The organism is Pseudomonas sp. NFR09, from assembly GCF_900111535.1.
Lineage (GTDB): Bacteria > Pseudomonadota > Gammaproteobacteria > Pseudomonadales > Pseudomonadaceae > Aquipseudomonas > Aquipseudomonas extremorientalis.
In genome coordinates this window covers 292,750-315,319 of record NZ_FOIH01000006.1, presented here as the reverse complement: position 1 = coordinate 315,319, position 22,570 = coordinate 292,750, and the positions used below count along the sequence as shown (strand labels likewise).

Genomic DNA, 22,570 nt, shown 5'->3' with positions numbered 1-22,570 from the left:
GGGGCTGGTTTCTCGCCACAGATTTTCGTCAGGCTTAGAATGTTGGCCTACTTTCTGATCAGGTCCATTCGTCATGCTTCCTGAATGCCAGCTATTCGGCACCCTGGGTTGCCATCTGTGTGAAATCGCCGAAGCCGAAATCATGCCGCTCGTCGAACACGGGTTGCTGGTGGAACTGGTGGATATCGCCGACCCCGACGACCTGACCGAAGCCTACGGCCTGCGGATTCCGGTACTTCGCAGAGTGGACACCGGGGCGGAACTGGATTGGCCATTTGACTCACAACAGGTCGTGGCCTTCCTTCGTTGAGTTTATGCGATGGCAGGTTTCCAAATATTAAGTTACTGTATGTTTGTACAGCGATTGAGTAGAGGGAACGCCCGTGGTGAATGTTGAACAACTGAAAAGCAGCGTCAATCGCATGTCCGCCGATGTCGTGCGCGACGCGGTGAACGAGCTGCGCCTCGATGGCCTGGTCACAGAAGGCAAGACGCCTTTTAACAAGGTGCATTTCAATACCTGCTTTGCCGAGATCGAGGCGCTGTTCCAGCGTGCCGGTTACCACAAGCAATTGGATGTGGTGGGTTACCAGGGCTTGTTGTACGCGTTGTACGATCCAGGCCGCTGGGAAGCGGTGGACGTGCTGCGCTGGCTCAAGGAATTCACCGAGGCCGCCAGTGCCTCGCCGATTCTGCGGGCGGAGCTGGCCAAGGCTTGAGATCCGCCCTAGGCTCAAGCCCGCCCGATGCGGGATAATGCCCGCCGGTTTTCCCAGGCTTCGAGCATTTCATGTCCACTTCCGTTTTTATCGCCTCCGAGCACCAAGCCAGCACCCTGTATTTGCCGCCCGGTCCTTGGGCGACGGTGCTCGATTGCCTCTGCGAGCACTTCCCGGCGATCGGCCGTGGACAGTGGCTTGACCGCATCGCCCGTGGCAGGGTGCTGGACATCAACGGCAGCCCCATCAGGCTGGACTTGGTCTACAAGGAAGGCCTGTGCATCTATTACTTCCGCGAAGTGCCCAACGAGAAAGTCATCCCGGTGCAGGAAACCATCCTGTACGCCGACGAGCACTTGGTGGTCGCTGACAAACCGCACTTCCTGCCCGTGACCCCCGCCGGTGAATACGTCGAGCAAACGCTGCTGCGGCGCTTGATTCGCCAGTTGGATAACCCATCGCTGGTGCCCCTGCACCGCATCGACCGGCATACGGCGGGGCTGGTGCTGTTCTCAGCCAACCCGGCCAGCCGCTCGGCGTATCAGCAACTGTTTCCCACACGCCAGATCGACAAGTTCTACGAAGCCATCGCTCCGGCCCTGCCGAACCTGACGTTCCCGCTGGTGCATAAAAGCCGCCTGGTCGATGGCGAGCCGTTCTTTCGCATGCAGGAAGGGCCTGGCGCGAGTAACACCGAAACGGCGGTGGAAGTGCGGGAAAAAAACGGTGATCTATGGCGCTATGGCCTGTTTCCCGTAACCGGCAAGAAACACCAGTTGCGTGTGCACATGACCGCACTCGGTGCGAGTATCTGCAACGACCCGTTCTACCCGGACGTGATCAAGGACGCCGTGGACGATTACGCCAACCCCCTCAAACTGTTGGCCCAGGGCGTACGGTTTATCGACCCGGTCACAGGTGTCGAGCGCAACTTGCGCAGCCAGATCACCCTCGACTGGTAACTGCCAGAAACGACAAGGCCCGCGCGAGGCGGGCCTTGATGGCAAACGCTAAGACTTACAAGTCTTTGACGGTGCGAACCTGATCTTTGTTGATGCGGGTGCGCTTGCCGTCAAGCTGTTCGAATTCGTAGAACCCCGAATCTTCGTTGTATTTAGGGGTGTCGACGGCCTGGATTTCGCGACCGTCATTCAGGGTGATCACTGTCGGCGAGGCACAACCGGCGAGGGTGGCGAGGCCCAGTGCAAGCATGAGAGCGGCGATGGTCCGTTGAGTCATGAGTTTGTCTCCGAGATAATTCTTTTGAATAGCTGACCTTGTGACGCTCACGGCGTCGACAAAGTTCCGGGTGCGAGGTTCATTCTGACACGCCCGGGCGCGTCTGTAACAGCTCCGGCGTATTAAGGTTGGCCAGGCGCGGGTCATCCGCCGGGCACTCCAGGCCCACGCCGCCCAGTTGCAGGAAGAGCTTGCGCGGGCTGCGCTCACCGGCTTGCCAGGCGCTCTCCACCGCGTTCCGCAGGGCGGTGGGGAGGATGCAGATCAGCGGCTCCCAGAACTCACCATGGCGTACCATCACCGGCAGCCGAGGGTTGCGCCGTGCAGTGTCACACAGGCCGGCGAGCAACCCTGCGTCGATATGCGGCACATCGCACGGCAGTATCAACAGGTGTGTGTGGCGCGCGGCGGCGAGTCCTGCGCGGATACCGGCAAGCGGGCCGGGAAAGTCCGGGCTGTCGTCGTTCACCAGTTGGTCGGCGTACGCGGCGTAGTGCTCCAGGTTGCGGTTGCACGAGATGATCAGGTCATCCGTCAGCGGCCGCACCAGGCGCTGCAGATGGGCGATCAAGGGATGGCCATGCCATTCCAGCAGGCCTTTGTCCTGGCCGCCCATGCGCTGGCCACGCCCACCGGACAGCAGCAAGACCGAACAGGGCAGTGATGATGAATCGATAGGCATGGCGGTTCCGCAGCGGCAGTAAAAGGGGGGGCTGTGATATAACATCGGGCTGTTCCTTCGACAACCGGACCGTGCCATGAAAGCCAAGGCAGATGCGCCCTTCGTACCCCTGAATATCGCTGTATTGACCGTCAGCGACACCCGCACCCTCGACACCGATACCTCCGGCCAGGTCTTTGTCGACCGCCTCACCGCTGCCGGCCATAACCTGGCCGAACGCGTGCTGCTCAAGGACGACCTCTACAAGATCCGCGCCCAGGTCGCCCACTGGATCGCCGAAGACGTGGTGCAAGTCGTGCTGATCACCGGCGGCACCGGCTTTACCGGCCGTGACAGCACCCCCGAAGCCGTGAGCTGCCTGCTGGACAAGCAGGTCGATGGTTTTGGCGAACTGTTCCGCCAGATCTCCGTGGCGGACATCGGCACCTCTACGGTGCAGTCCCGCGCCCTGGCCGGCCTGGCCAATGGCACCCTGGTGTGCTGCCTGCCAGGTTCCACCAATGCCGTGCGCACCGGTTGGGACGGTATCCTCGCCGAGCAATTGGACAACCGTCACCGCCCATGCAACTTCGTCCCGCACCTGAAACAGGCCGAGCCCTGTGAATCCCGTGGGTAAGCCGGGCAAGACCGGCGCCCTGATGCCGGTGGAAGACGCGTTGGCGCAACTGCTGGCCATGGCTGAAGCCGCACCGATCCGCGAGCAGGAAACCTTGCCCCTTGCGCACTGCGACGGGCGTGTATTGGCCTTGGACCTGGTCTCCACCCTCGACCTGCCACCCTGGCCGAACAGCGCCATGGACGGCTATGCCGTGCGTCTGTCGGACTGGACCGGCGAGCCCCTGGTGGTCAGTCAGCGCATCTTCGCAGGCCAGGCGCCGCAACCCTTGGCTGCGGGCACCTGCGCGCGCATCTTTACCGGCGCCCCGGTACCCGAAGGCGCCGACTGCGTGGAGATGCAGGAAAACGCCGTGGTCCATGCCGACGAGCGCGTGAGCTTCACCGAACCCCTGCACCTCGACCAGAACATCCGTCCACAAGGCCAGGAAACCACTGCAGGCGAGCTGGTTTTGTCGGCAGGTACGCGCCTGGGTCCGATTGAACTCGGACTTGCCGCCTCCCTGGGTCGTGACCGCCTGGACGTGGTGCGCCGCCCGCGTGTGGCGGTGCTGTCCACCGGTGACGAATTGATCGAGCCGGGCCTGCCACTGGGGCCGGGACAGATCTACAACAGCAATCGGCGGGTGCTGTGCTCGTGGTTGACCCGTATTGGCTGTGAAGTGATCGACGCCGGCATCCTGCCCGACGACCTTGAGCAAACCCGTACGCGCCTGGGCGACCTGGGCAGTGTCGACCTGATCCTGTCAACCGGCGGCGTGTCGGTGGGCGAGGCGGATTTCCTCGGCATTGCCCTGCGCGAAGAGGGCGAACTGACCCTGTGGAAACTGGCGATCAAACCGGGCAAGCCGCTGACGTTCGGGCATTTTCGTGGCGTGCCGGTGATCGGCCTGCCAGGCAATCCGGCGTCGACGCTGGTGACCTTTGCGCTGTTGGCCCGGCCTTATCTGCTGCGCCGCCAGGGTGTGCAGGATGTCGAGCCGTTGCGTTTCGAAGTGCCGGTGGGCTTCACCTGGCCTAAACCTGGCAACCGTCGCGAGTACCTGCGTGGTCGCATCGAACAGGGCAAGGCGATCATCTACCGCAACCAGAGCTCTGGTGTGCTGCGCAGCGCGGCGTGGGCGGAGGGGTTTGTCGAGGTGTTGGAAGGCACGACGCTGGCGATCGGCGACCGGGTCAACTTCATCCCGCTCAGTGAAGTCCTGAACTGACCCATTCCAAATGTGGGAGGGGGGCAAGCCCCCTCCCACATTTGGATCTTCATATGCCTCAGTAATCGTCGCCGCGTTCGGTGATGTCGCGCTCCACCGGCCCCGCATCCGGGTCATACCCCACCGGGAACTTGCCCTTCAACGTCCAGGCAAACGCAATGATCTCGGCAATCGTGCGGTACAGCTCCTCGGGAATACTGTCGCCCAGCTCCATCCGTGCCAGCAGCTTGACCAGTTCGGCGTTTTCGTAGATCGGTACTTCATTTTCCCGCGCCAGCTTCAGGATTGCTTCGGCCAGGGCGTCATCGCCCTTGGCCGTCAGCGTGGGTGCCTGCTGGCCGTCGTACTTGAGGGCAATCGCCTGGCGCGGCGGTGTCGGGTTCTTCATGCGGTTTCATCCACCCAGCGTTGTTCCAGTCCGGTTTTCGGCCCGCGCGGTGGGGTGCCGAGGTGGCAGTCGAGGTCGCCGACGTTGATGCCCGAGGTCACCAGGCGTTCGCGCAGGGTGCCCAGGTGGCTTTCGATCAGGCTGGCGGTGAAGGGGCGGGAGGCCCACAGCTGGCTGGAGAGTTTGCCCTGGCTCAATTGTGCCTGGACCTGCAATGGCCCGAGCGGCTCCATGTCGAAAGCCAGTTCGACGCGCCAGAGCATCTGCTTGGCGTCCTTTTTCTCCTTGCGTTCGGGCTGGTCCTTGTCCGGTGCCGGTTCTTCGCGCTGGAACTTGACCTGCAACGGCACGATGTCCTGCAACGTGCGCATGGGGATTTCCAGTTGCCAGGTGGTTTGCAAGCGGCCGTCGGCAGTCGTGCCGGTCTGTTCCAGGCTCGACAGCTGATGGCTTTGCAGGCGTGAGATGGCTCCGGCGGCCAGGCGCAGCAGGTTTTCCAGGTCGCCTTCGCCTTCCAGTTTCGCCATCAGCCGTTCGGGCAGCGGGAAGCTGGCAGGTATCTGGCGGGCGCTGACTTGGCCGAGGGTATTCAAAGGGCTGCGCACGAAGTTGGGCAGCGCCTGGGCCAGGGTGTTGGCGGCGAGGATCGCTGTCATGTTGGTGCTGGCGGGCAGGGCGGGCAACAGGTCCGCGACCAGGCGCAGCAACGCACCCTTCATGTCCAACGGCGGAATTTGCGGGCTCTGCCCGGCGAGCAGCTTGGCTTCAAGGAAGGCGCCGCTGTTCTGGATGACTTGCGCCAGTACCTTGGGGTTGCTGACCTGCGCCAGGTCCGGCAGGGCGGCCAGCAGGCGGTCGGCGGCGGCGCGCAGGTCGGCGGAAGTACTGTCGCCGCGTGGCAGGTTTTGCAGGGCGGTGACGACTGCATCCAGCGAGCCCTGGCGACTCTGTTGGGTCGACAGTTGCTGGCTGACGGCCAGTTGATCCTTGAGCCCGCTCAGCGGCACAAAGCTCAGGGTCTGCGCGTTCTGCACCACGGCGCTGAGCAGGCTGCCGACGCGCAGGGGCTGAGGGCTTTCCACGGTCAGGGTCGCGCCCGCCAGGGCGTTGTTGAGCACAGTGACCAGCGAGCGGTAGATCGCCGGCTGCGCCGTGCCCTGGGGCAGCATCTGGGTGGTCAGCACCTTGGCCTGCAACAGCGTGCCTACCGGCATCTGGTTTGTGTCAATGCGGGTGAGGGCGGCGACATTGGCGCTCAAGGCCTGCTGCAGGCTGAGGGTCAGGTTGCCCGCAGTCGTCTGGCTCACTGCCACATTGCTGCCCAGCGGCAGTGGTTGGGGGCTGCTGGCCTGTACCAGGGTCTGGCGGCCGCCTTCCAGGGTCAATTTGAGCAGCAACTGGAAGGCTTCCCCGCCTTGTTTCAGGGCGATGACTTCAGCGTTCGCGGTTTTGCCAGGGTCGATCAGGCCGATCTGCGGCTCCAGCAGTTTCAGCAACTCGCCGGCCGCGGGTGCGGGGCCAGGCCCGGCTGTCGGGGCGGGTGCAAGCGTAGGAAGGTTGATCTCACCGGTCATCGCGCGCGTCGTCTCTGGGGAAATTGCCCTCTTTAGAGTAGGGCATCACATGTATAATGCCGCCCGTCTGCAACGAGAGCGGTAAAAACCTCACAACTATTTGATCCAGCTCTCTAAAATCGGTCGCCAAAGCCGTTATTGTGCATTTCTCTTTAACGGCCGCTGCACCGCCGACTTGAACCGTAAAGGCCCGCGATCTTTTGACCAGCCCTCTTCTTGAAGCCGTAGCGCTTGCCTGTGAACGCGACCTGCGCCTGCTGTTCGAGCACCTCGAACTGCGGCTCAAGGGCGGCGACATGGTGCAGATCAGCGGCCCCAACGGCAGCGGCAAGACCAGTTTGCTGCGCCTGCTGGCCGGGCTGATGCAGCCGACCGCCGGTGAGGTTCGACTCAACGGCAAGCCCCTCAACGAACAACGCAGCGAACTTGCCCGCAACCTGGTGTGGATCGGCCACGCCGCCGGCATCAAGGATGTACTGACCGCCGAGGAAAACCTCAGTTGGCTCAGCGCCCTGCATCATCCCGCTTCCCGCGATGCCATCTGGCAGGCCCTGGCCGTTGTCGGCCTCAAGGGGTTTGAGGACGTTCCCTGTCACACCTTGTCCGCCGGCCAGCAGCGCCGCGTGGCCCTGGCGCGTTTGTATCTGCCCGGCCCGCCGCTGTGGATTCTCGACGAACCCTTCACCGCCCTTGATAAACAGGGCGTCGCCCAGTTGGAAGAGCACCTGGCCCGGCATTGCGAGCAGGGCGGTCTGGTCGTTCTCACCACTCATCACACCCTCAATCGCGTGCCCGCCGGTTATCGTGACTTGGACCTGGGGCGGTGGTCGCTATGAGCGTATTCGGCCTGTTGGTTGCCCGCGAAGCACGCTTGCTCTGCCGTCGACCGGCCGAACTGGCCAATCCGCTGGTGTTCTTCGCGATTGTCATCGCGCTGTTCCCGCTGGCGGTTGGCCCCGAGACTAAACTGTTGCAAACCTTGTCCCCAGGACTGGTGTGGGTGGCCGCGCTTTTATCGGTCCTGCTCTCGCTGGACGGGCTGTTTCGCAGTGATTTCGAAGACGGTTCCCTGGAACAGTGGGTCCTTTCGTCGCACCCCCTGCCACTTCTGGTTCTGGCCAAGGTACTGGCACACTGGGCTTTTTCCGGCCTCGCGCTAGTCTTGCTCTCGCCGCTGCTGGCGATGATGCTCGGGTTGCCCACCGAATGCCTGCCGATCCTGCTGCTGAGCCTGTTGCTCGGTACGCCGGTGCTCAGCCTGTTGGGCGCGGTAGGCGCGGCATTGACCGTGGGTTTGAAGCGGGGCGGCCTGCTGCTGGCCCTGTTGATTCTGCCTTTGTACATCCCGGTATTGATCCTGGGCAGCGGTGCCTTGCAAGCCGCGCTCATGGGCATGCCGGCGACCGGTTACCTGTTGTGGCTGGGTAGCCTGACCGCCCTGGCGGTCACCCTGACACCCTTTGCTATAGCGGCCGGCCTGAAGATCAGCGTCGGCGAATAATGAGGTCTGGTTAAGCGTTGTCTTAACCAGTAAAGACCCTAAGCTTTTCGCAACGACGAAAAGCAACCGTGATGGAAACAGCAATGAACTGGACCTGGTTTCACAAGCTCGGCTCGCCCAAATGGTTCTATGGCATCAGCGGCAAGCTGTTGCCGTGGTTGAGCGTAGCCGCCGTGTTGCTGATCGGCATCGGCCTGGTCTGGGGCCTGGCCTTCGCGCCGCCGGATTACCAGCAAGGCAACAGCTTTCGCATCATTTATATCCACGTACCTGCCGCGATGCTGGCCCAGTCCTGCTACGTGATGCTGGCGGTGTGCGGCATCGTCGGCCTGGTGTGGAAGATGAAGCTCGCGGATGTGGCCCTGCAATGCGCCGCGCCCATCGGCGCCTGGATGACCGCCGTGGCGCTGGTCACCGGCGCGATCTGGGGCAAACCCACCTGGGGCTCGTGGTGGGTGTGGGATGCGCGACTAACGTCCATGTTGATCCTGCTGTTCCTGTACTTCGGTCTGATTGCCCTGGGCAACGCGATCAGCAATCGTGACAGCGCCGCCAAGGCTTGCGCGGTGCTGGCGATTGTCGGCGTGATCAACATCCCGATCATCAAATACTCGGTGGAGTGGTGGAACACCCTGCACCAGGGCGCCACCTTCACCCTCACCGAAAAACCGGCGATGCCGGTAGAGATGTGGGCGCCGCTGCTATTGATGGTGCTGGGGTTCTACTGCTTCTTCGGCGCCGTGCTGCTGCTGCGCATGCGCCTCGAAGTGCTCAAGCGTGAAGCCCGTACCAGTTGGGTCAAGGCCGAAGTGCAAAGCAGCCTGGGAGCGCGTGGATGAGTTTTGCTTCTTTCAGCGAGTTTCTCGCCATGGGCCATCACGGCCTGTACGTCTGGACCGCCTATGGCATCTGCCTGGCGGTGCTGGCCCTCAACGTCGCCGCGCCGATCCTGGCCCGCAAGCGTTACCTGCAACAAGAGGCGCGTCGTCTGCGCCGGGAGACCGAAAAGTGAATCCGCTGCGTAGAAAGCGTCTGTTGATCATCCTTGCCATCCTGGTGGGCGTCGGCATTGCCGTGGGCCTTGCCTTGAGCGCCTTGCAACAGAACATCAACCTGTTCTACACCCCGACTCAGATCGCCAACGGCGAAGCGCCGGTGGACACGCGGATTCGCGCCGGCGGCATGGTGGAGAAGGGCTCGCTGAAACGCTCTGCCGACTCCCTCGACGTCACCTTCGTGGTCACCGACTTCAATAAAGCCGTGACCATCACCTACCGCGGCATCCTCCCGGACCTGTTCCGCGAAGGCCAGGGCATCGTCGCCCTGGGCAAGCTCAACGCGGATGGTGTAGTGGTGGCTGATGAAGTGCTGGCCAAGCACGATGAGAAATACATGCCGCCGGAAGTCACCAAGGCGTTGAAAGACAGCGGCCAGTCGGCTCCAACACCTGCCAAGGAGGGCTAAGCCATGACGTCCGCACTGTTTATTCCGGAGTTGGGCCAGTTGGCGATGATCCTCGCCCTGTGCTTTGCCATCGTCCAGGCCGTGGTGCCGTTGCTCGGTGCCTGGCGTGGCGACCGTTTGTGGATGAGCCTGGCGCAGCCGGCGGCCTGGGGCCAGTTTGCTTTCCTGCTGTTCGCGTTTGGCTGCCTGACCTATGCCTTCATGACCGACGACTTTTCCGTCGCCTATGTGGCCAACAACTCCAACAGCGCGTTGCCCTGGTACTTCAAGTTCAGCGCCGTGTGGGGCGCCCACGAAGGCTCGCTGCTGCTGTGGGCGCTGATCCTCGGCGGCTGGACCTTTGCCGTGTCGGTGTTCTCGCGCCAACTGCCGCAAGTGATGCTGGCCCGGGTGCTGGCGGTGATGGGCATGATCAGCATCGGCTTTCTGTTGTTCCTGATCATGACCTCCAACCCGTTCAGCCGCATCCTGCCGCAGATCCCGGCGGACGGGCATGACCTCAACCCTTTGCTGCAAGACATCGGCCTGATCGTGCACCCGCCGATGCTCTACATGGGCTACGTGGGTTTCTCCGTGGCTTTTGCCTTCGCCATTGCCGCCTTGCTGGGTGGGCGCCTCGATGCGGCCTGGGCGCGCTGGTCGCGGCCCTGGACCATCGTCGCCTGGGCGTTCCTCGGGATCGGCATCACCCTGGGTTCGTGGTGGGCTTACTACGAACTCGGCTGGGGCGGTTGGTGGTTCTGGGACCCGGTGGAAAACGCCTCCTTCATGCCCTGGCTGGTGGGTACGGCGCTGATTCACTCGCTGGCCGTCACCGAGAAGCGTGGCGTGTTCAAGAGCTGGACCGTGTTGTTGGCCATCGCCGCGTTTTCCCTCAGCCTGCTCGGCACCTTCCTCGTGCGTTCGGGGGTGCTGACGTCGGTGCATGCGTTTGCGTCCGACCCGGAGCGCGGCGTGTTCATCCTGATCTTCCTGCTGTTTGTGGTCGGCGGCTCCCTGACCCTGTTCGCCCTGCGCGCCCCGGTGGTCAAGAGCCAGGTCGGCTTCAACCTATGGTCGCGGGAAACCCTGCTGCTGGGCAATAACCTGGTGCTGGTGGTAGCCGCGTCGATGATCCTGCTCGGCACCTTGTATCCGCTGGTGCTGGATGCCCTGAGTGGCGCCAAATTGTCGGTCGGCCCGCCGTACTTCAACGCATTGTTCATCCCACTGATGGGCCTGCTGATGGTGGTAATGGCGGTCGGCGTGCTGGTGCGCTGGAAAGACACCCCGGTCAAATGGCTGGCCGGCATGCTGATGCCGGTTCTGCTGGGCAGTGTGGCCCTGGCGGTGATCGCAGGGGTTGCCTACGGCGACTTCAACTGGGCGGTGCTCGCCACCTTCCTGCTCGCCGCCTGGGTGTTGCTGGCCGGCGTGCGCGATATCTTCGACAAAACCCGCCACAAAGGCCTGATCAAGGGCCTGCCAACCCTGACCCGCAGCTATTGGGGCATGCAGGTCGCCCACATCGGCATCGCCGTGTGCGCCCTCGGTGTGGTGCTGTCCAGCCAGAACAGCGCTGAACGCGACCTGCGCCTGGCGCCGGGCGAGTCCATGGACCTGGCCGGTTACCACTTCATCTTCGAAGGCGCCAGGCACTTCGAAGGGCCGAACTTCACCTCCGACAAAGGCACCGTGCGCGTCGTGCGCAACGGCAAGGAGGTGGCGGTGCTGCACCCGGAAAAACGCCTGTACACCGTGCAGAGCTCGATGATGACCGAAGCCGGGATTGACGCAGGTTTCACCCGTGACCTCTACGTCGCATTGGGTGAACCGCTGGGCGACGGCGCCTGGGCCGTGCGGGTGCATGTGAAGCCGTTTGTGCGCTGGATCTGGTTCGGCGGTTTGCTCACGGGCTTTGGTGGTTTGCTCGCCGCGCTGGACCGGCGTTATCGGGTCAAAGTGAAAAGCCGGGTGCGTGAAGCTCTCGGCCTGCAAGGAGCGGCGGCATGAAGCGTTGGTTGATGGTGGTACCGCTGGCGATGTTTCTGGTGGTGGCGGTATTCCTGTATCGCGGGCTGTACCTGGACCCGGCCGAGCTGCCTTCGGCGATGATCGGCAAACAGTTCCCGGCGTTCAGCCTGCCGACCGTGCAGGGCGACAAGACCCTGACCCAGGCCGACCTGCTGGGCAAACCGGCGCTGGTCAACGTGTGGGGCACCTGGTGCATCTCCTGCCGCGTCGAACACCCGGTGCTGAACAAGCTGGCCGAGAAGGGCGTGGTGATCTACGGCATCAACTACAAGGACGACAATGCCGCCGCCTTGAAATGGCTGGCGGAGTTCCATAACCCGTACCAGTTGGATATCCGCGATGAAGACGGCAACCTCGGTCTGAACCTCGGTGTTTACGGCGCTCCGGAAACCTTCTTTATCGATGCCAAGGGCGTGATCCGCGACAAGTACGTCGGCGTGATCGACGAGGTGGTCTGGCGCGAGCAACTGGCCGCCAAGTACCAGGCCCTGGTCGATGAGGCCAAGCCATGAAGCGTCTGTTAGCTGCTGCGGTCCTGGCGCTCGGATTGGCCGGTGTGGCCCACGCCGCCATCGACACCTACGAATTCGCCAACGACGCCGAGCGCGAGCGTTTTCGCGACCTGACGAAGGAACTGCGCTGCCCCAAGTGCCAGAACCAGGACATCGCCGACTCAAACGCGCCGATTGCCGCCGACCTGCGCAAAGAGATTTTCCGCATGCTGGGGGAGGGCAAGGACAACCAGCAGATCATCGATTTCATGGTCGACCGCTACGGTGATTTCGTGCGCTACAAACCGGCCCTCACCGGCAAGACCGCGCTGCTCTGGTTCGGCCCTGCCGGGCTGTTGCTGGCCGGCGTTGTCGTAATGGCCGTGATCGTGCGCCGCCGCCGCGCCGCGCCAACCGATGGTTCCGACGCGCTGTCCCTGGATGAGCGTAAACGCCTCGACCAATTGCTGGACACCAAGACTGATGATTGATTTCTGGCTCGCAGCCGGCCTGCTGCTTCTGATTGCCCTGAGTTTCCTGTTGATCCCTGTCCTGCGCGGCCGCCGTGCCCAACGTGAAGAGGACCGCACCGCGCTGAACGTGGCGCTGTACCAGGAACGCGTCGCCGAGCTGCAAGTGCAGCAGGACGAAGGCGTATTGAATCCTGCGCAACTCGACACCGGCCGCGCCGAAGCTGCCCGCGAATTGCTGGCCGATACCGAAGGCGTGGAAAAGCCCCGTGAGTCGCGCCTGGGCAAGCCGCTGCCCTTGTTGGCGGCGTTTCTGGTGCCGGTCCTTGGCGTTGCCCTGTACTTGCACTATGGGGCCAGCGACAAGGTCGAACTGACCCGCGAATTCTCCCAGCCGCCGGTGTCCATGGAAGACATGACCCAGCGCCTGGAACGGGCCGCCGCTGCCCAGCCTGATTCGGCGGAAGGCCTGTACTTCCTCGGTCGCGCCTACATGGCCCAGGACCGCTCCGCCGATGCCGCTAAAGTCTTCGAGCGCACCGTGGCCCTGGCCGGGCGTCAACCGGAGTTGCTCGGCCAGTGGGCCCAGGCGCAGTACTTTGCCGACAACAAACAGTGGTCGCCCAAGGTCCAGGCCCTGACCGACGAAGCCTTGAAGCTCGATCCGAAGGAAGTCACCAGCCTCGGCCTGCTGGGTATCGCCGCCTTTGAAGGTCAGCGTTATCAAGAGGCGATCGACTACTGGAATCGATTGCTGGCCCAACTGCCACCGCAAGACAACTCCCGCGCCGCCCTGCAAGGCGGTATCGACCGCGCGGCCGAGAAGCTCAAGGAAAGCGGCGGCACGGTTGCGCAAAAGACCGTGATGAAAGTCCGCGTGGGCCTGTCCGCCGAGGCGAAGGCCAAAGCCCTGCCCACCGACAGTGTGTTCATCTTCGCTCGCGCCGTCAGTGGCCCGCCGGCCCCCTTGGCGGCCAAGCGCGTCACTGTCGCCGAACTGCCGATCACCGTCGAACTGGGCGATGCCGACGCGATGATGCCGCAATTGAAACTGTCCAACTTCCCCGAAGTCCAACTGGTTGCGCGCATATCCCGGGCCGGTCAGCCGACCACTGGCGAGTGGATCGGCCGCAGCCAACCCCTGGCCAGCAGTACCACTGCCTTGCAGCAGCTGACCATCGACAGTCCGGACCAGTAAATCGAGGAAACGCCCATGACCGCATTTGCACGCATCACCCTGCTCAGCCTGGTATTGGGCCTGAGCGCTTGTGCGGTCCATCGCCCACCTCCGGCACCTACCGGCCCGACCATTCCACCGTCCCCGTCGACCCAACCGAGCACCAAACCGTCCGGCCCGGTGACCCCGCCGCCGAAGCCCGTGCCGACCAAGTCGCCGACGTTTGCGCCACCTCCAGGCGCTGCCAGCCACTGGGACGGCAAGATGCAGGTGTATGTACTGGACGACCAGCCCGACACCTTCTATCGCCAGCGCACGTATTACCGCTGGAGCAACGGCTGGAGCCGCTCGATCAGCCCGAACGGGCCGTGGGAAGACACCGATGTGCAGGGTGTGCCGCCGGGGTTGAGCAAGCAGTACGCGCAATGACAAAAGGCGACCTATTACACAGGTCGCCTTTTTTTGCGCTTTGAAATCCGCTCTTTCAAACACTGGAGATCAAAGAAAGATGGGAGGGGGCTTGCCCCCGATGGAAAGAATGCGGCACCCCACTACGCCTGAGGCGGCGAAGGGCTGCCAGACGCTGAACATGAAAGTGTCGAGGGGGGGCGCCGAACGTGGTGCGCGACGCGTCGCTCTCCGGTAATGTGACCGCCTCCGGCCTGGCGGCCGGGGGCTTGCTGGATATACTTAGCGGCAGGGCTGAAGGACCTTGGCGAGACTGCCCTCGGCCCGCGCGAAGACCGGGTCCAGGCCCGCAGCCGCGAAGGGTCGCCTGTAGCGCAATACGTATGACGACAAGCGAAGAGGGTGTTCTGATGCCAGGCAGGTTGATCTATCTCATCGGGCCTTCGGGCTCGGGCAAGGACAGCCTGCTGGATGCCGCACGCCCACGTTTGGCCGAGCGCGGCTGCCGCATTGTACGCCGCGTGATCACTCGCTCGCCGGAGTCGGTGGGCGAAGCGGCGCAAGGGGTGAGCCCGGAGCGGTTTGCGCAGATGCAGGCCGAGGGTGCGTTTGCCCTCAGTTGGCAGGCGAATGGCTTGTCCTACGGCATTCCCAGGGTGATTGACGACTGGCTGGCAGCGGGGGACGACGTACTGGTCAACGGCTCCCGTGCACACCTGGCGCAGACCCGCGAGCGCTATCCGACGTCGCTGGTGTTGCTGTTGACGGTGGACCAGGCCGTGTTGCGCCAACGCTTGATCGCACGGGGCCGTGAGGCGTTGGCGGATATCGAAGCGCGCCTGGCACGCAATGCGCGGTTCACCGCCGAGCTGATCGCCGGTAATGGCGCGGGGTTGTTCGTGCTGGATAACTCCGGGCCGCTGGACCACACGGTCGAGCGCCTGCTGTGCTGCCTCGACCACGGGCATTCGGCATGCGCTTGACCTCGCGCTGCACCGGCCTACGGATGGCGCTAGGTCATTAACCCTTCAACATAGCTGATAAACGCCTTGGCCTTGGCACTCGGCATCCGACCCGTCGGCAATACCGCCCAGAGATCCTTGGGAGGCAGTTCCCAATCGGTCAACACAGCTTTCACCTCCCCCCTGGCCAATTCCGGCGAGAACATCCATTCGGACGTCATCGCCAGGCCATGGTGGGCGAGTACGCCTGCGCGCAAGCCTTCGGAAGAGGTGACACGCAAGCGCCCGCGAGCGGCAATGGTGTGTTCGTGGGGGCCTTGTTTGAACGACCAGAGCGGGCTTTCCCCGAGGCTGTAGATCACGGCCTGGTGGTTGAGGATATCCGCCGGGCTTTGTGGCTCGCCGAAACGTTCGAAGTAGGCCGGTGTACCGAACACCCGGCTCGGGCTTTGGCCAAGCCGGCGAGCAGTGAGGCCGGAATCGCTCAGGTTGCCGATACGCAGAGCAACGTCGATGCCGTCTTCAACCAGGTTGAGGAGGCGGTCGTCAAGCAACACGTCGATGTTCAGGCCGGGGTGTTGGTCCAGGAACGGTCCCAGGTTGGGAATGATCCGCATGCGGGAGAACGTCACGCCGGCGCTGACCCGCAGGTTGCCCGTCAAGCCAGCGCCTGCGCCACGGGCGGCCTCGTCAGCTTCGTCGGCTTCGAAAATGGCGCTCTTGGCTTTCTCGAAAAATGCCAGGCCTGCCTCGGTAGGGGTCAGGCCCCTGGTCGAGCGCAGTAACAACCGCACGGCCAGGCGGGCTTCCAACTGCGCGATGCTTTTGGAAACGGCGGGCTGGCCTACGCCCAGTCGTTTGGCGGCGGCCGAGAAGGAGCCGGTCTCGACGACGTGAACGAAGGTTTCCATGGCAGTGAGACGGTCCATCGGATGTTCCTGTTGACTGGGCGGCGCTCAAGCCTAAGGCGCTGGGCTAGCGGTGTCATGCGTTTCCCGTGGTGAGCCGTTGAGTTTTCAATATTCGGTAAAACAGCCGTTAGTCAGACATGCGCATTTTGTGCTTGAGTAAAGATAACTCTAGAGTTACTTTTATTCGGGCCAAGCCAAGGAGGCTGGGGTGCAAAGCAGGCTATTGATCAAGGAACTGCAAGACGCGGGTTGGGTTTTGGATCGGGTAACGGGCAGTCATCACATTTTTATCCATCGTTATAGCCCGTACACAATCCCGGTACCCCACCCCAAGAAGGACCTGCCACTGGGCACCCTCAGAAGCATCAGGAAACGCGCCGGGCTGTTTGATTTTTAAGGAGAGCATTCATGCAATACCCAATCTGTATCGAATGGGGCGATGACTTCACCGCCACCGGTATCCAGATCCCCGATATCCCCGGTGCAGTCACCGCCGGGGACAGTTTTGAAGAGGCCTACAAAGCCGCCGTGGAAGTTGCGCACATCATGCTGCAAGAGATCGCCGCAGAAGGTGGGACGATTCCGATGCCAACGTCGGTCGCCCGTTATCATGCCCATGAGGACTACGCCGGGATGGGCTGGGGCATGTTGGAGTTGGACGTCACGCCCTACCTGGGTAAGACCGAGAAGGTCAATGTGACCCTGCCCGGTTATGTCATCCAGCGCATCGACCGCTATGTGCGGGAGCACAAGGTCAAAAGCCGCTCGTCATTCCTGGCGGACGCGGCGTTGGAAAAACTGGTGCGATCCTAGGGCTATCAGGCGGTGTCAGGGTTGGAAGCGTGCGTTGTCGGATGAGCACGTTTTTTTTGCCCGCCTTTTTTCAGGCATGTTTGAGTGAGTTTCCTCATGTTTTAAATTAAGATTTTGATTAAGTTAAAGGGGTGTTTTACAAGATTTTTGCCTAGAAAAATCAACTTCATAGTGTTGTTGGTATGTCGGGAATAGTCGGCTGTTAACTGATTTTGTGTGTTTACTTTACAGGTGTGTTCATTAAGTATTGTTGAAAAGAACTCGCGCTGGTGAAGAAGTCGTTAATTTGAGAATTTAATGGGCTGCCAATGGACTGGTCAGCGTTGATATTTCTCATACATGGACGAATGGCTGTTCACTGTTCAGAGTATTCATGATCATGCACTTTCCTGTCCGACAAACTTCACAGCAACCCCCTGTTCACTCGTCGCATTCCCTTTTGTCTGCGTTCGATAACGGCGCCTCGTACTGGACCAGCAAAAAGAGGTCGCTCAGCACCGCGCAGGCAGCGAAACATATCACTCGAGGTAACTTCAAGTTTCATGATCGAGATCGAGACAATAAAGTCGTGGTGGGCTTTAGTTTTTCCGGCGTCTTTACTGCGGCCCAGAAAGAGCGCGCCAGGCAGGCATTGAAGGCTTATGCCGATGTCGCCAACATTTCCTTTGTTGAAAACGGTGCCCAGGTCGATGGCTCTATCGTCATCAGAGGCATGCCAGGCTCCTGGTCGGGCCACGGAGAATTTCCCAACCGATACCAATCGAACGTAACGGCGAAAGTTGGGACGGCAGGCGCGGGCGCCAATCCTGGAGTGGGCAGTCATTTCATGTTCCTGTTGGCCCATGAGTTGGGGCACACCCTGGGCCTGCAACATCCGGGCGGTTACGACGGCGGTGGCACTTACGAGGCCAATGCCGATTATACGCAGGACACCAAGGCCCGCAGTGTCATGAGCTATTGGTCGGAGCGCAAGCAACCGGGTCATGACTTCAACGAACAACAACCCGCAGCGCCCATGATGGACGATATCGCGGCGCTCCAGCGCTCATACGGGGCGAATACGCGCACCCGTGCCACCGATACCGTGTATGGGTTCAACTCCAACACCGATCGTGCGCACTACAGCCTCAAGAGCGCCCGCGACAAGCCCGTCTTCTGCGTCTGGGATGGTGGAGGCGAGGACACCCTGGATTTTTCCGGCTTTGGCAATAAACAAAACATCAACCTCAATGCCGAGGCGTTTTCCGATGTGGGGGGGCTGCGGGGTAATGTGTCGATCGCCAAGGGCGTGATCGTTGAGAACGCTATTGGGGGCTCCAACAGCGATGTGTTGACGGGTAACAGCGCCAATAACCGCTTGAAAGGGGCTGGCGGCAGCGACACGCTGCACGGCGGTGCCGGCGCCGACACCTTTGTATACGACCGCGTCAGCGACTCAACGCCCCAGGCTCCCGACTTTATTCAGGACTTCACCAGCGGTAGCGACAAAATCGACGTGGCCGGCGTACTGCGCGAGGCGGGGCTCACGTCGCTGAACTTCACGGATAGCTTCAGTGGTCGTGCCGGCGACGCGGTGCTCAGGCATGACACGGCAACCGGGCGCTCCACACTGGCGGTGGATACCACGGGAGATGGCACGGCAAATCTGTTGATCAGCAGCCAAGGCCAAATCAAACAGGAAGATGTGATCTGGAGCGGTGAGAGAGAGGTCGTGGCGGTGACGTCCACTCCAGCCACTGACCCCGCGCCGGAGCCTGAACAGGATCCTGCGCTTGACTCGACTTCAGAGCCGGATCCGCTTTCAACGCCCGGGCCCACACCCTGGTTTGGATCGCGGGTGGGCAAACAGATCGTTTCAGGGGTCTCGCGCTTCGCGAACTGGATATTCAGCTGGTTCCGGTGAACGCTTGGAAACTGTTGTCAATTGCAAGTATTGGAGTGTGAGTTTTTATAGGTTTGTTTATGGCGCATGCACGGCGTTTCAGTTGGTATGACTCACGTACTTGCTTGGCGTACTTCTCTGTGCGATTTTGCTTGTGTGTTCATGGTTTGTTTGTTTGCAAGTAACTGGTGTGAGTATTAGTTGTTGTTTCCTTTTTTAAAAGTCTAGCGAGTTGCTCATGAAGATATCAAATGTTTCCCCTGTTGCGAGCAGTAGCAGGATTATGGGTTCTGACAATTTAAAAACAGATGGCCATCCCACTTCATACACGACGGATCAAGCGGCGAAACATCTCACGCGAGGCGGTTACAAATGGCGAGATCGGAATAACGACGGAAAAATAGATCTTTCGTATACCTTGGATTCCAGATTCACCCCTCACCAGAAATCGCGGATCAAGGAGGGGCTTCGGTCCTGGGCGGAGGTGACCAATCTGTCGTTCAAGGAAAATGCCAAGGGGGCCGATGCCTCCCTCCGTATCTCACCCTTAGCGGGAGATAGAGGGGGAGTAGCGAGTCTGCCCAATAGCTTTTCGATCGGTACGGTCGACATCGGCACTCAGGGGGCTGATGGAAAGCTGGAACACGGGACTTTGTTTGATAAGGTAACAGTCCATGAAATTGGCCATTCCATCGGTCTTGAGCATCCCCACGACGACGGTCCGCCTTACCGAGAGGACTCAACCACCTACACCGCCATGAGCTACCACGATTCATCCTTTGGCGATTATCCTTACGGCGGCAAAAAAATCGCGGCCCCCATGATGCACGATATCGCCGCTGCGCAGAGGTTGTACGGGGCGAACACCCACACCCGAAAAACCAACACGGTCTACGGCTTCAACTCCAACACCGGTCGAGATTTCTACAGCCTGAAGAGCGCCAAGGACAAACCTGTTTTTTGCGTCTGGGATGCAGGTGGAACCGATACCCTGGACTTTTCCGGTTTCCGCCAGAAACAGAAAATCAATCTGAATGCTGAGTCCTTTTCGGATGTTGGCGGCCTGAAAAACAACGTCTCCATCGCCAAGGGCGTCACGTTGGAAAATGCGGTGGGTGGTTCCAGTGATGACAGCCTGATCGGTAACCCTATCGGCAACCGCCTCAAGGGCGGTGGCGGGGCGGACAAGCTCGAGGGCGGCGGCGGTGCGGATACGTTTGTCTATGACAGCATCGCAGACTCCACGCCTGAGTCCCCTGATTTGATCATGGATTTTGCCAGCGGTACTGACAGAGTCGACATCTCCACGCTATTGAAGCGCGCTGCTGTAAAGGTCCTCTACATTGTTGACCGATTCAGCGGGCGTGCGGGCGAGGCGGTATTGAGCCACGACGCGAGCAACGGGCAGGGACGCCTGGCGCTTGACCTGACAGGTAATGGGAAGCCTGATTTTCTGGTGAGCTGTAACGGGAAAATCCACTACAAGGATTTGATGGTCAACCCTGAACCTCCCACCTCAATTGAACCAGAGCCCGATTTGACGACAGCTCCGGAACCAGAGCCCAGCCCGCCGAGGACTAAAAGAGAGAACGCAGCAAAAGAGCAGGGGGGCGGCAAAACGCACTCTTACAGTTCGGCTTCTGAATCGAACTGCCAAAAGGTCGACACCTTGGAGGATTTCACCAGTGGCAAGGATAAAATCGATTTATCCAGGATGCTTGAAAAGTCGGGTGTTTCGCTGACACAGGTAGACAGGTTCACGGGAAAGGCCGGTGAGGCATTCATCATGAAATCAGACTGTGATGGCCTGTACTGGGTAGCCGTTGACCTGGACGGGGACAAATGCAGTGATTTTGTCGTCAATAGCCCTAACGTGATAAGCGCCGCAGACGTGGTGGGTATGAAGGTGAACCAGGCCTACGATCAGCAGTTATCCCGACGTAACTGATGGTCTTGCAAAAGTCGCGTCGCCGTTTGAAACGGCATCCAGTCAAAGCCGTCCGTCATTGCTGGCGGACGGCTTTGGCATAGCGAAACAAGCGCCTCAGGCAGTGGCCACCGAGGCTTCGCGTGAAGCGCTCAGGAACCGTAATAGCGCGATCAAGGGGAACGCACTGCCCACCAGCATTACACCCATCCAGCCGCCGTGTTCATACACGCTGCTGGCAATCGCCGAGCCGAAGGCACCGCCGATGAAGATGCTGGTCATGTACAGCGCGTTCAGGCGGCTGCGGCTGTTGGCGTCGAGGGCGTAGATGGCGCGCTGGCCGAGCACCATGTTCATCTGCACGCAGAAGTCCAGGACCACGCCAGTCACGGCCAGGCCAATCACGCTGTACAGCGGGTGCACGAAGGCCGGCAGGAAGCTCAACGCGGCGAACAACATGGCCAGCAGCGAAGCGCGATGGGTGTGACCGGCATCGGCCAGGCGACCGGCGATGGGTGCGGCTATGGCGCCCAGTGCGCCGACCAGGGCGAACAGGGCGATCTCGCTTTGGCTCAGGCCATGGTTACGCGCCAGTTCCAGTGGGGCGGCGGTCCAGAACAGGCTGAAGGTGGCAAACATGCAGCCCTGGTAGAACGCCCGTTGACGCAGCACCGGTTGCTCACGCAGCAAGGTGCCGAGGGAGCGCAGCAGTTGACCATAGCTGGCAGAGTGATCCGGCTGACGCTTGGGAATGGTCAGCATCAACACCACACTGATAAACGCCATCAGCGCCGCCGCCGCCATGAACATCGCCCGCCAGCCGAAGTGGTCCGCGACCACGCTGGACACCGGCCGCGCCAGCAGGATGCCCAGCAACAGGCCACCCATGATGCTGCCGACCACACGGCCCCGGGATTCGGCGGGCGCCAGGTGCGCGGCCAGCGGAATCAGGATCTGCACCGACACCGAACTGAAGCCGATCAGCAGCGACACCAGCAGGAACAGGTTCGGCTGCTCGGTGACCGCTGCGCCCAGCAGGCTGGCGATAGCGATCACGGTAGTGGCGATCATCAGCTTGCGGTTTTCCAACAGGTCGCCCAGGGGTACCAGGAAAAACAGCCCCAGGGCGTAGCCGATTTGCGTCAGTGAAACGATCAGGCTGGCCATGGCCGGCGTAAGGCCGATGTCCGGCGCGATCAGCTCGATGATGGGTTGCGCGTAGTAGATGTTGGCAACGATGGCGCCGCAGCAAAACGCAAACAGCATCACCATGCTCCGGGTCATGGTGCTTGTAGCGTGGGAAGTAGCGTTCATGGTGTTCTCATAAAAGCGAAGGAAGTGGGGCGAGCCTAAAGACAACACCGTAGCCCGGGTAGGCCGCTGGCAGTGATAACACTCATGCCCGGTAATGATGAGTGAATCGTTAACTTTCTGCGCGAAGGCTGATGATACATTCAGGCACCACTGCTGAAACAGGAAATCCATTGCAATGAAGATCACGTTGAACAAGATGCTCCTGGCTTCCACGCTGGCCGCCGCCATGGCCGTGGGCCTGGCCCAGGCTGCCGAGACGCCTCGCGTGGGCGTACGCGGCGCCATCACGGCGATGGACGGCGATGCGATGCACGTCAAGGTCAACAGCGGCGAAGAGGTGGTCGTGCACTTGACCAAAGACACCCAGGTGCGCGCGGTCACCCTGGCCAAAATCGATGAGATCAAGCCGGGCAGCTACATCGGCTCGGCCGCGATGCCCAACGACGATGGCAGCCTTACCGCGCTGGAAGTGCACGTGTTCCCGCCAGCCATGGCCGGCACCGGCGACGGGCACCGCGCGTTTGATTTGAAAGAAGGCAGCAGCATGACCAACGGCACCGTCGGCGACCTGGTAGTGAGCAACGGGCGCACGCTGACGGTGAAATACAAAGGCGGCGAGCAGAAGATCGTGGTGCCGGAAGATGTGCCGATCGTCAACCTGGAGCCGGGTGACCGCAGCCTGCTCAAGCCGGGGGTGAAGGTGGTGCTGTTTGCCGCGCAGGGCGCGGATGGGACGATCACGGCCCAGGCGATCTCCGCCGGTAAGGATGGCGTGACACCACCGATGTAACGGCCAGACACAGAGCCAA

Annotated in this window: 27 protein-coding genes; 21 read left to right on the top strand and 6 right to left on the bottom strand. The window is 61.3% G+C overall.

Translation table 11 applies throughout. The features are described from left to right. Positions 1-73: 73 nt before the first annotated feature. The 3 genes from BMX59_RS15925 to BMX59_RS15915 all read left to right on the top strand — a co-directional run bounded on the left by BMX59_RS15925 (position 74) and on the right by BMX59_RS15915 (position 1,681). Positions 74-310 carry a glutaredoxin family protein gene (locus tag BMX59_RS15925; protein ID WP_058427940.1) on the top strand — a complete coding sequence of 79 codons (237 nt, stop codon included), beginning with the start codon at positions 74-76 and terminating at the stop codon, positions 308-310. A 73-nt stretch (positions 311-383) separates the two neighbouring features. Then, positions 384-719 (top strand): hypothetical protein, encoded by a 336-nt coding sequence (locus BMX59_RS15920; protein ID WP_010565034.1) that lies wholly within the window; start codon positions 384-386, stop codon positions 717-719. A gap of 71 nt (positions 720-790) precedes the next feature. Next, on the top strand, positions 791-1,681 hold the full coding sequence (locus BMX59_RS15915) for a pseudouridine synthase (protein WP_093123258.1): 891 nt from the start codon (positions 791-793) through the stop codon (positions 1,679-1,681). A 55-nt stretch (positions 1,682-1,736) separates the two neighbouring features. Here the strand turns inward: BMX59_RS15915 and BMX59_RS15910 are convergent, their stop codons facing one another. Further along, on the bottom strand, positions 1,737-1,958 hold the full coding sequence (locus BMX59_RS15910; protein WP_010211805.1) for a YgdI/YgdR family lipoprotein: 222 nt from the start codon (positions 1,956-1,958) through the stop codon (positions 1,737-1,739). A gap of 79 nt (positions 1,959-2,037) precedes the next feature. After that, entirely contained in the window at positions 2,038-2,640 is a 603-nt protein-coding gene (gene mobA, locus BMX59_RS15905; RefSeq protein ID WP_093123255.1) for a molybdenum cofactor guanylyltransferase MobA, read from the bottom strand. Positions 2,641-2,716: 76 nt separating this feature from the next. Between mobA and moaB the strand changes: the two genes are divergently transcribed. Next, positions 2,717-3,256, top strand: coding sequence for a molybdenum cofactor biosynthesis protein B (gene moaB / locus BMX59_RS15900; protein WP_056857153.1), 540 nt, complete (start codon positions 2,717-2,719; stop codon positions 3,254-3,256). Beyond that, positions 3,240-4,466: a molybdopterin molybdotransferase MoeA gene (glp, locus tag BMX59_RS15895; protein WP_093123251.1), complete on the top strand. Its 1,227-nt coding sequence runs from the start codon at positions 3,240-3,242 to the stop codon at positions 4,464-4,466. Before moaB ends, glp begins: the two co-directional genes overlap by 17 nt. A 58-nt stretch (positions 4,467-4,524) precedes the next feature. On the opposite strand, the gene BMX59_RS15890 is transcribed toward glp, so the two are convergent. Together BMX59_RS15890 and BMX59_RS15885 are read right to left on the bottom strand one after the other, a co-directional pair. After that, positions 4,525-4,854, bottom strand: a complete 330-nt coding sequence (locus BMX59_RS15890; protein ID WP_092247750.1) for an EscU/YscU/HrcU family type III secretion system export apparatus switch protein — start codon at positions 4,852-4,854, stop codon at positions 4,525-4,527. Next, complete coding sequence (locus BMX59_RS15885) at positions 4,851-6,428, bottom strand: flagellar hook-length control protein FliK (RefSeq protein WP_093123245.1); 1,578 nt, start codon at positions 6,426-6,428, stop codon at positions 4,851-4,853. Before BMX59_RS15885 ends, BMX59_RS15890 begins: the two co-directional genes overlap by 4 nt. A gap of 200 nt (positions 6,429-6,628) precedes the next feature. On the opposite strand from BMX59_RS15885, the gene ccmA reads away from it, so the two are divergent. From ccmA to phnN, 11 genes are all read left to right on the top strand, one after another. Then, positions 6,629-7,264, top strand: coding sequence for a cytochrome c biogenesis heme-transporting ATPase CcmA (ccmA, locus tag BMX59_RS15880; protein WP_093123241.1), 636 nt, complete (start codon positions 6,629-6,631; stop codon positions 7,262-7,264). After that, entirely contained in the window at positions 7,261-7,929 is a 669-nt protein-coding gene (gene ccmB, locus BMX59_RS15875) for a heme exporter protein CcmB (protein ID WP_092247759.1), read from the top strand. The genes ccmA and ccmB overlap by 4 nt, the downstream gene beginning before the upstream one ends. 83 nt (positions 7,930-8,012) lie before the next feature. Beyond that, positions 8,013-8,768: a heme ABC transporter permease gene (locus tag BMX59_RS15870; protein ID WP_071488491.1), complete on the top strand. Its 756-nt coding sequence runs from the start codon at positions 8,013-8,015 to the stop codon at positions 8,766-8,768. Beyond that, positions 8,765-8,941, top strand: coding sequence for a heme exporter protein CcmD (gene ccmD, locus BMX59_RS15865; protein ID WP_061435869.1), 177 nt, complete (start codon positions 8,765-8,767; stop codon positions 8,939-8,941). Before BMX59_RS15870 ends, ccmD begins: the two co-directional genes overlap by 4 nt. Next, entirely contained in the window at positions 8,938-9,393 is a 456-nt protein-coding gene (gene ccmE / locus BMX59_RS15860; protein WP_092247762.1) for a cytochrome c maturation protein CcmE, read from the top strand. Before ccmD ends, ccmE begins: the two co-directional genes overlap by 4 nt. 3 nt (positions 9,394-9,396) lie before the next feature. Beyond that, positions 9,397-11,385, top strand: a complete 1,989-nt coding sequence (locus BMX59_RS15855) for a heme lyase CcmF/NrfE family subunit (RefSeq protein WP_093123229.1) — start codon at positions 9,397-9,399, stop codon at positions 11,383-11,385. Further along, the gene (locus tag BMX59_RS15850) at positions 11,382-11,918 is read left to right on the top strand and encodes a DsbE family thiol:disulfide interchange protein (protein ID WP_071488488.1); all 537 of its coding nucleotides are present in this window, start codon (positions 11,382-11,384) and stop codon (positions 11,916-11,918) included. Before BMX59_RS15855 ends, BMX59_RS15850 begins: the two co-directional genes overlap by 4 nt. Then, positions 11,915-12,388: a cytochrome c-type biogenesis protein gene (locus BMX59_RS15845; RefSeq protein WP_071488487.1), complete on the top strand. Its 474-nt coding sequence runs from the start codon at positions 11,915-11,917 to the stop codon at positions 12,386-12,388. The genes BMX59_RS15850 and BMX59_RS15845 overlap by 4 nt, the downstream gene beginning before the upstream one ends. Continuing rightward, positions 12,381-13,565, top strand: coding sequence for a c-type cytochrome biogenesis protein CcmI (gene ccmI, locus BMX59_RS15840; protein WP_093123224.1), 1,185 nt, complete (start codon positions 12,381-12,383; stop codon positions 13,563-13,565). The genes BMX59_RS15845 and ccmI overlap by 8 nt, the downstream gene beginning before the upstream one ends. 15 nt (positions 13,566-13,580) lie before the next feature. After that, entirely contained in the window at positions 13,581-13,973 is a 393-nt protein-coding gene (locus tag BMX59_RS15835) for a hypothetical protein (protein ID WP_071488485.1), read from the top strand. Between the two features lie 389 nt (positions 13,974-14,362). Beyond that, the gene (gene phnN / locus BMX59_RS15830) at positions 14,363-14,935 is read left to right on the top strand and encodes a phosphonate metabolism protein/1,5-bisphosphokinase (PRPP-forming) PhnN (RefSeq protein ID WP_092247771.1); all 573 of its coding nucleotides are present in this window, start codon (positions 14,363-14,365) and stop codon (positions 14,933-14,935) included. A 29-nt stretch (positions 14,936-14,964) separates the two neighbouring features. On the opposite strand, the gene BMX59_RS15825 is transcribed toward phnN, so the two are convergent. Beyond that, on the bottom strand, positions 14,965-15,843 hold the full coding sequence (locus BMX59_RS15825) for a LysR family transcriptional regulator (RefSeq protein WP_092247774.1): 879 nt from the start codon (positions 15,841-15,843) through the stop codon (positions 14,965-14,967). Between the two features lie 190 nt (positions 15,844-16,033). Here BMX59_RS15825 and BMX59_RS15820 point away from each other — a divergent pair, with 190 nt between their 5' ends. From BMX59_RS15820 to BMX59_RS15805, 4 genes are all read left to right on the top strand, one after another. Beyond that, entirely contained in the window at positions 16,034-16,222 is a 189-nt protein-coding gene (locus BMX59_RS15820) for a type II toxin-antitoxin system HicA family toxin (protein ID WP_093123217.1), read from the top strand. A gap of 11 nt (positions 16,223-16,233) precedes the next feature. Further along, entirely contained in the window at positions 16,234-16,638 is a 405-nt protein-coding gene (locus BMX59_RS15815; RefSeq protein ID WP_092247779.1) for a type II toxin-antitoxin system HicB family antitoxin, read from the top strand. A 373-nt stretch (positions 16,639-17,011) separates the two neighbouring features. After that, on the top strand, positions 17,012-18,541 hold the full coding sequence (locus BMX59_RS15810; protein WP_256572968.1) for a M10 family metallopeptidase C-terminal domain-containing protein: 1,530 nt from the start codon (positions 17,012-17,014) through the stop codon (positions 18,539-18,541). Between the two features lie 217 nt (positions 18,542-18,758). Then, positions 18,759-20,468: a M10 family metallopeptidase C-terminal domain-containing protein gene (locus BMX59_RS15805; RefSeq protein WP_139212892.1), complete on the top strand. Its 1,710-nt coding sequence runs from the start codon at positions 18,759-18,761 to the stop codon at positions 20,466-20,468. Positions 20,469-20,564: 96 nt separating this feature from the next. Here the strand turns inward: BMX59_RS15805 and BMX59_RS15800 are convergent, their stop codons facing one another. Then, positions 20,565-21,761, bottom strand: a complete 1,197-nt coding sequence (locus BMX59_RS15800) for an MFS transporter (protein ID WP_093123209.1) — start codon at positions 21,759-21,761, stop codon at positions 20,565-20,567. A gap of 175 nt (positions 21,762-21,936) precedes the next feature. On the opposite strand from BMX59_RS15800, the gene BMX59_RS15795 reads away from it, so the two are divergent. Beyond that, positions 21,937-22,551, top strand: a complete 615-nt coding sequence (locus BMX59_RS15795) for a DUF5666 domain-containing protein (RefSeq protein ID WP_093123204.1) — start codon at positions 21,937-21,939, stop codon at positions 22,549-22,551. Positions 22,552-22,570 lie beyond the last annotated feature (19 nt).

What these genes read in the sequence shown, in the direction of transcription:
- BMX59_RS15925 (WP_058427940.1), top strand. Translation starts at nt 74, where the DNA reads ATGCTTCCTGAATGCCAGCTATTCGGCACCCTGGGTTGCCATCTGTGT.
- BMX59_RS15915 (WP_093123258.1), top strand. Translation starts at nt 791, where the DNA reads ATGTCCACTTCCGTTTTTATCGCCTCCGAGCACCAAGCCAGCACCCTG.
- BMX59_RS15910 (WP_010211805.1), bottom strand. Translation starts at nt 1,958, where the DNA reads ATGACTCAACGGACCATCGCCGCTCTCATGCTTGCACTGGGCCTCGCC.
- mobA (WP_093123255.1), bottom strand. Translation starts at nt 2,640, where the DNA reads ATGCCTATCGATTCATCATCACTGCCCTGTTCGGTCTTGCTGCTGTCC.
- moaB (WP_056857153.1), top strand. Translation starts at nt 2,717, where the DNA reads ATGAAAGCCAAGGCAGATGCGCCCTTCGTACCCCTGAATATCGCTGTA.
- BMX59_RS15890 (WP_092247750.1), bottom strand. Translation starts at nt 4,854, where the DNA reads ATGAAGAACCCGACACCGCCGCGCCAGGCGATTGCCCTCAAGTACGAC.
- BMX59_RS15885 (WP_093123245.1), bottom strand. Translation starts at nt 6,428, where the DNA reads ATGACCGGTGAGATCAACCTTCCTACGCTTGCACCCGCCCCGACAGCC.
- ccmB (WP_092247759.1), top strand. Translation starts at nt 7,261, where the DNA reads ATGAGCGTATTCGGCCTGTTGGTTGCCCGCGAAGCACGCTTGCTCTGC.
- BMX59_RS15870 (WP_071488491.1), top strand. Translation starts at nt 8,013, where the DNA reads ATGAACTGGACCTGGTTTCACAAGCTCGGCTCGCCCAAATGGTTCTAT.
- ccmD (WP_061435869.1), top strand. Translation starts at nt 8,765, where the DNA reads ATGAGTTTTGCTTCTTTCAGCGAGTTTCTCGCCATGGGCCATCACGGC.
- BMX59_RS15855 (WP_093123229.1), top strand. Translation starts at nt 9,397, where the DNA reads ATGACGTCCGCACTGTTTATTCCGGAGTTGGGCCAGTTGGCGATGATC.
- BMX59_RS15850 (WP_071488488.1), top strand. Translation starts at nt 11,382, where the DNA reads ATGAAGCGTTGGTTGATGGTGGTACCGCTGGCGATGTTTCTGGTGGTG.
- BMX59_RS15845 (WP_071488487.1), top strand. Translation starts at nt 11,915, where the DNA reads ATGAAGCGTCTGTTAGCTGCTGCGGTCCTGGCGCTCGGATTGGCCGGT.
- ccmI (WP_093123224.1), top strand. Translation starts at nt 12,381, where the DNA reads ATGATTGATTTCTGGCTCGCAGCCGGCCTGCTGCTTCTGATTGCCCTG.
- BMX59_RS15835 (WP_071488485.1), top strand. Translation starts at nt 13,581, where the DNA reads ATGACCGCATTTGCACGCATCACCCTGCTCAGCCTGGTATTGGGCCTG.
- phnN (WP_092247771.1), top strand. Translation starts at nt 14,363, where the DNA reads ATGCCAGGCAGGTTGATCTATCTCATCGGGCCTTCGGGCTCGGGCAAG.
- BMX59_RS15825 (WP_092247774.1), bottom strand. Translation starts at nt 15,843, where the DNA reads ATGGACCGTCTCACTGCCATGGAAACCTTCGTTCACGTCGTCGAGACC.
- BMX59_RS15815 (WP_092247779.1), top strand. Translation starts at nt 16,234, where the DNA reads ATGCAATACCCAATCTGTATCGAATGGGGCGATGACTTCACCGCCACC.
- BMX59_RS15810 (WP_256572968.1), top strand. Translation starts at nt 17,012, where the DNA reads ATGATCATGCACTTTCCTGTCCGACAAACTTCACAGCAACCCCCTGTT.
- BMX59_RS15805 (WP_139212892.1), top strand. Translation starts at nt 18,759, where the DNA reads ATGAAGATATCAAATGTTTCCCCTGTTGCGAGCAGTAGCAGGATTATG.
- BMX59_RS15800 (WP_093123209.1), bottom strand. Translation starts at nt 21,761, where the DNA reads ATGAACGCTACTTCCCACGCTACAAGCACCATGACCCGGAGCATGGTG.
- BMX59_RS15795 (WP_093123204.1), top strand. Translation starts at nt 21,937, where the DNA reads ATGAAGATCACGTTGAACAAGATGCTCCTGGCTTCCACGCTGGCCGCC.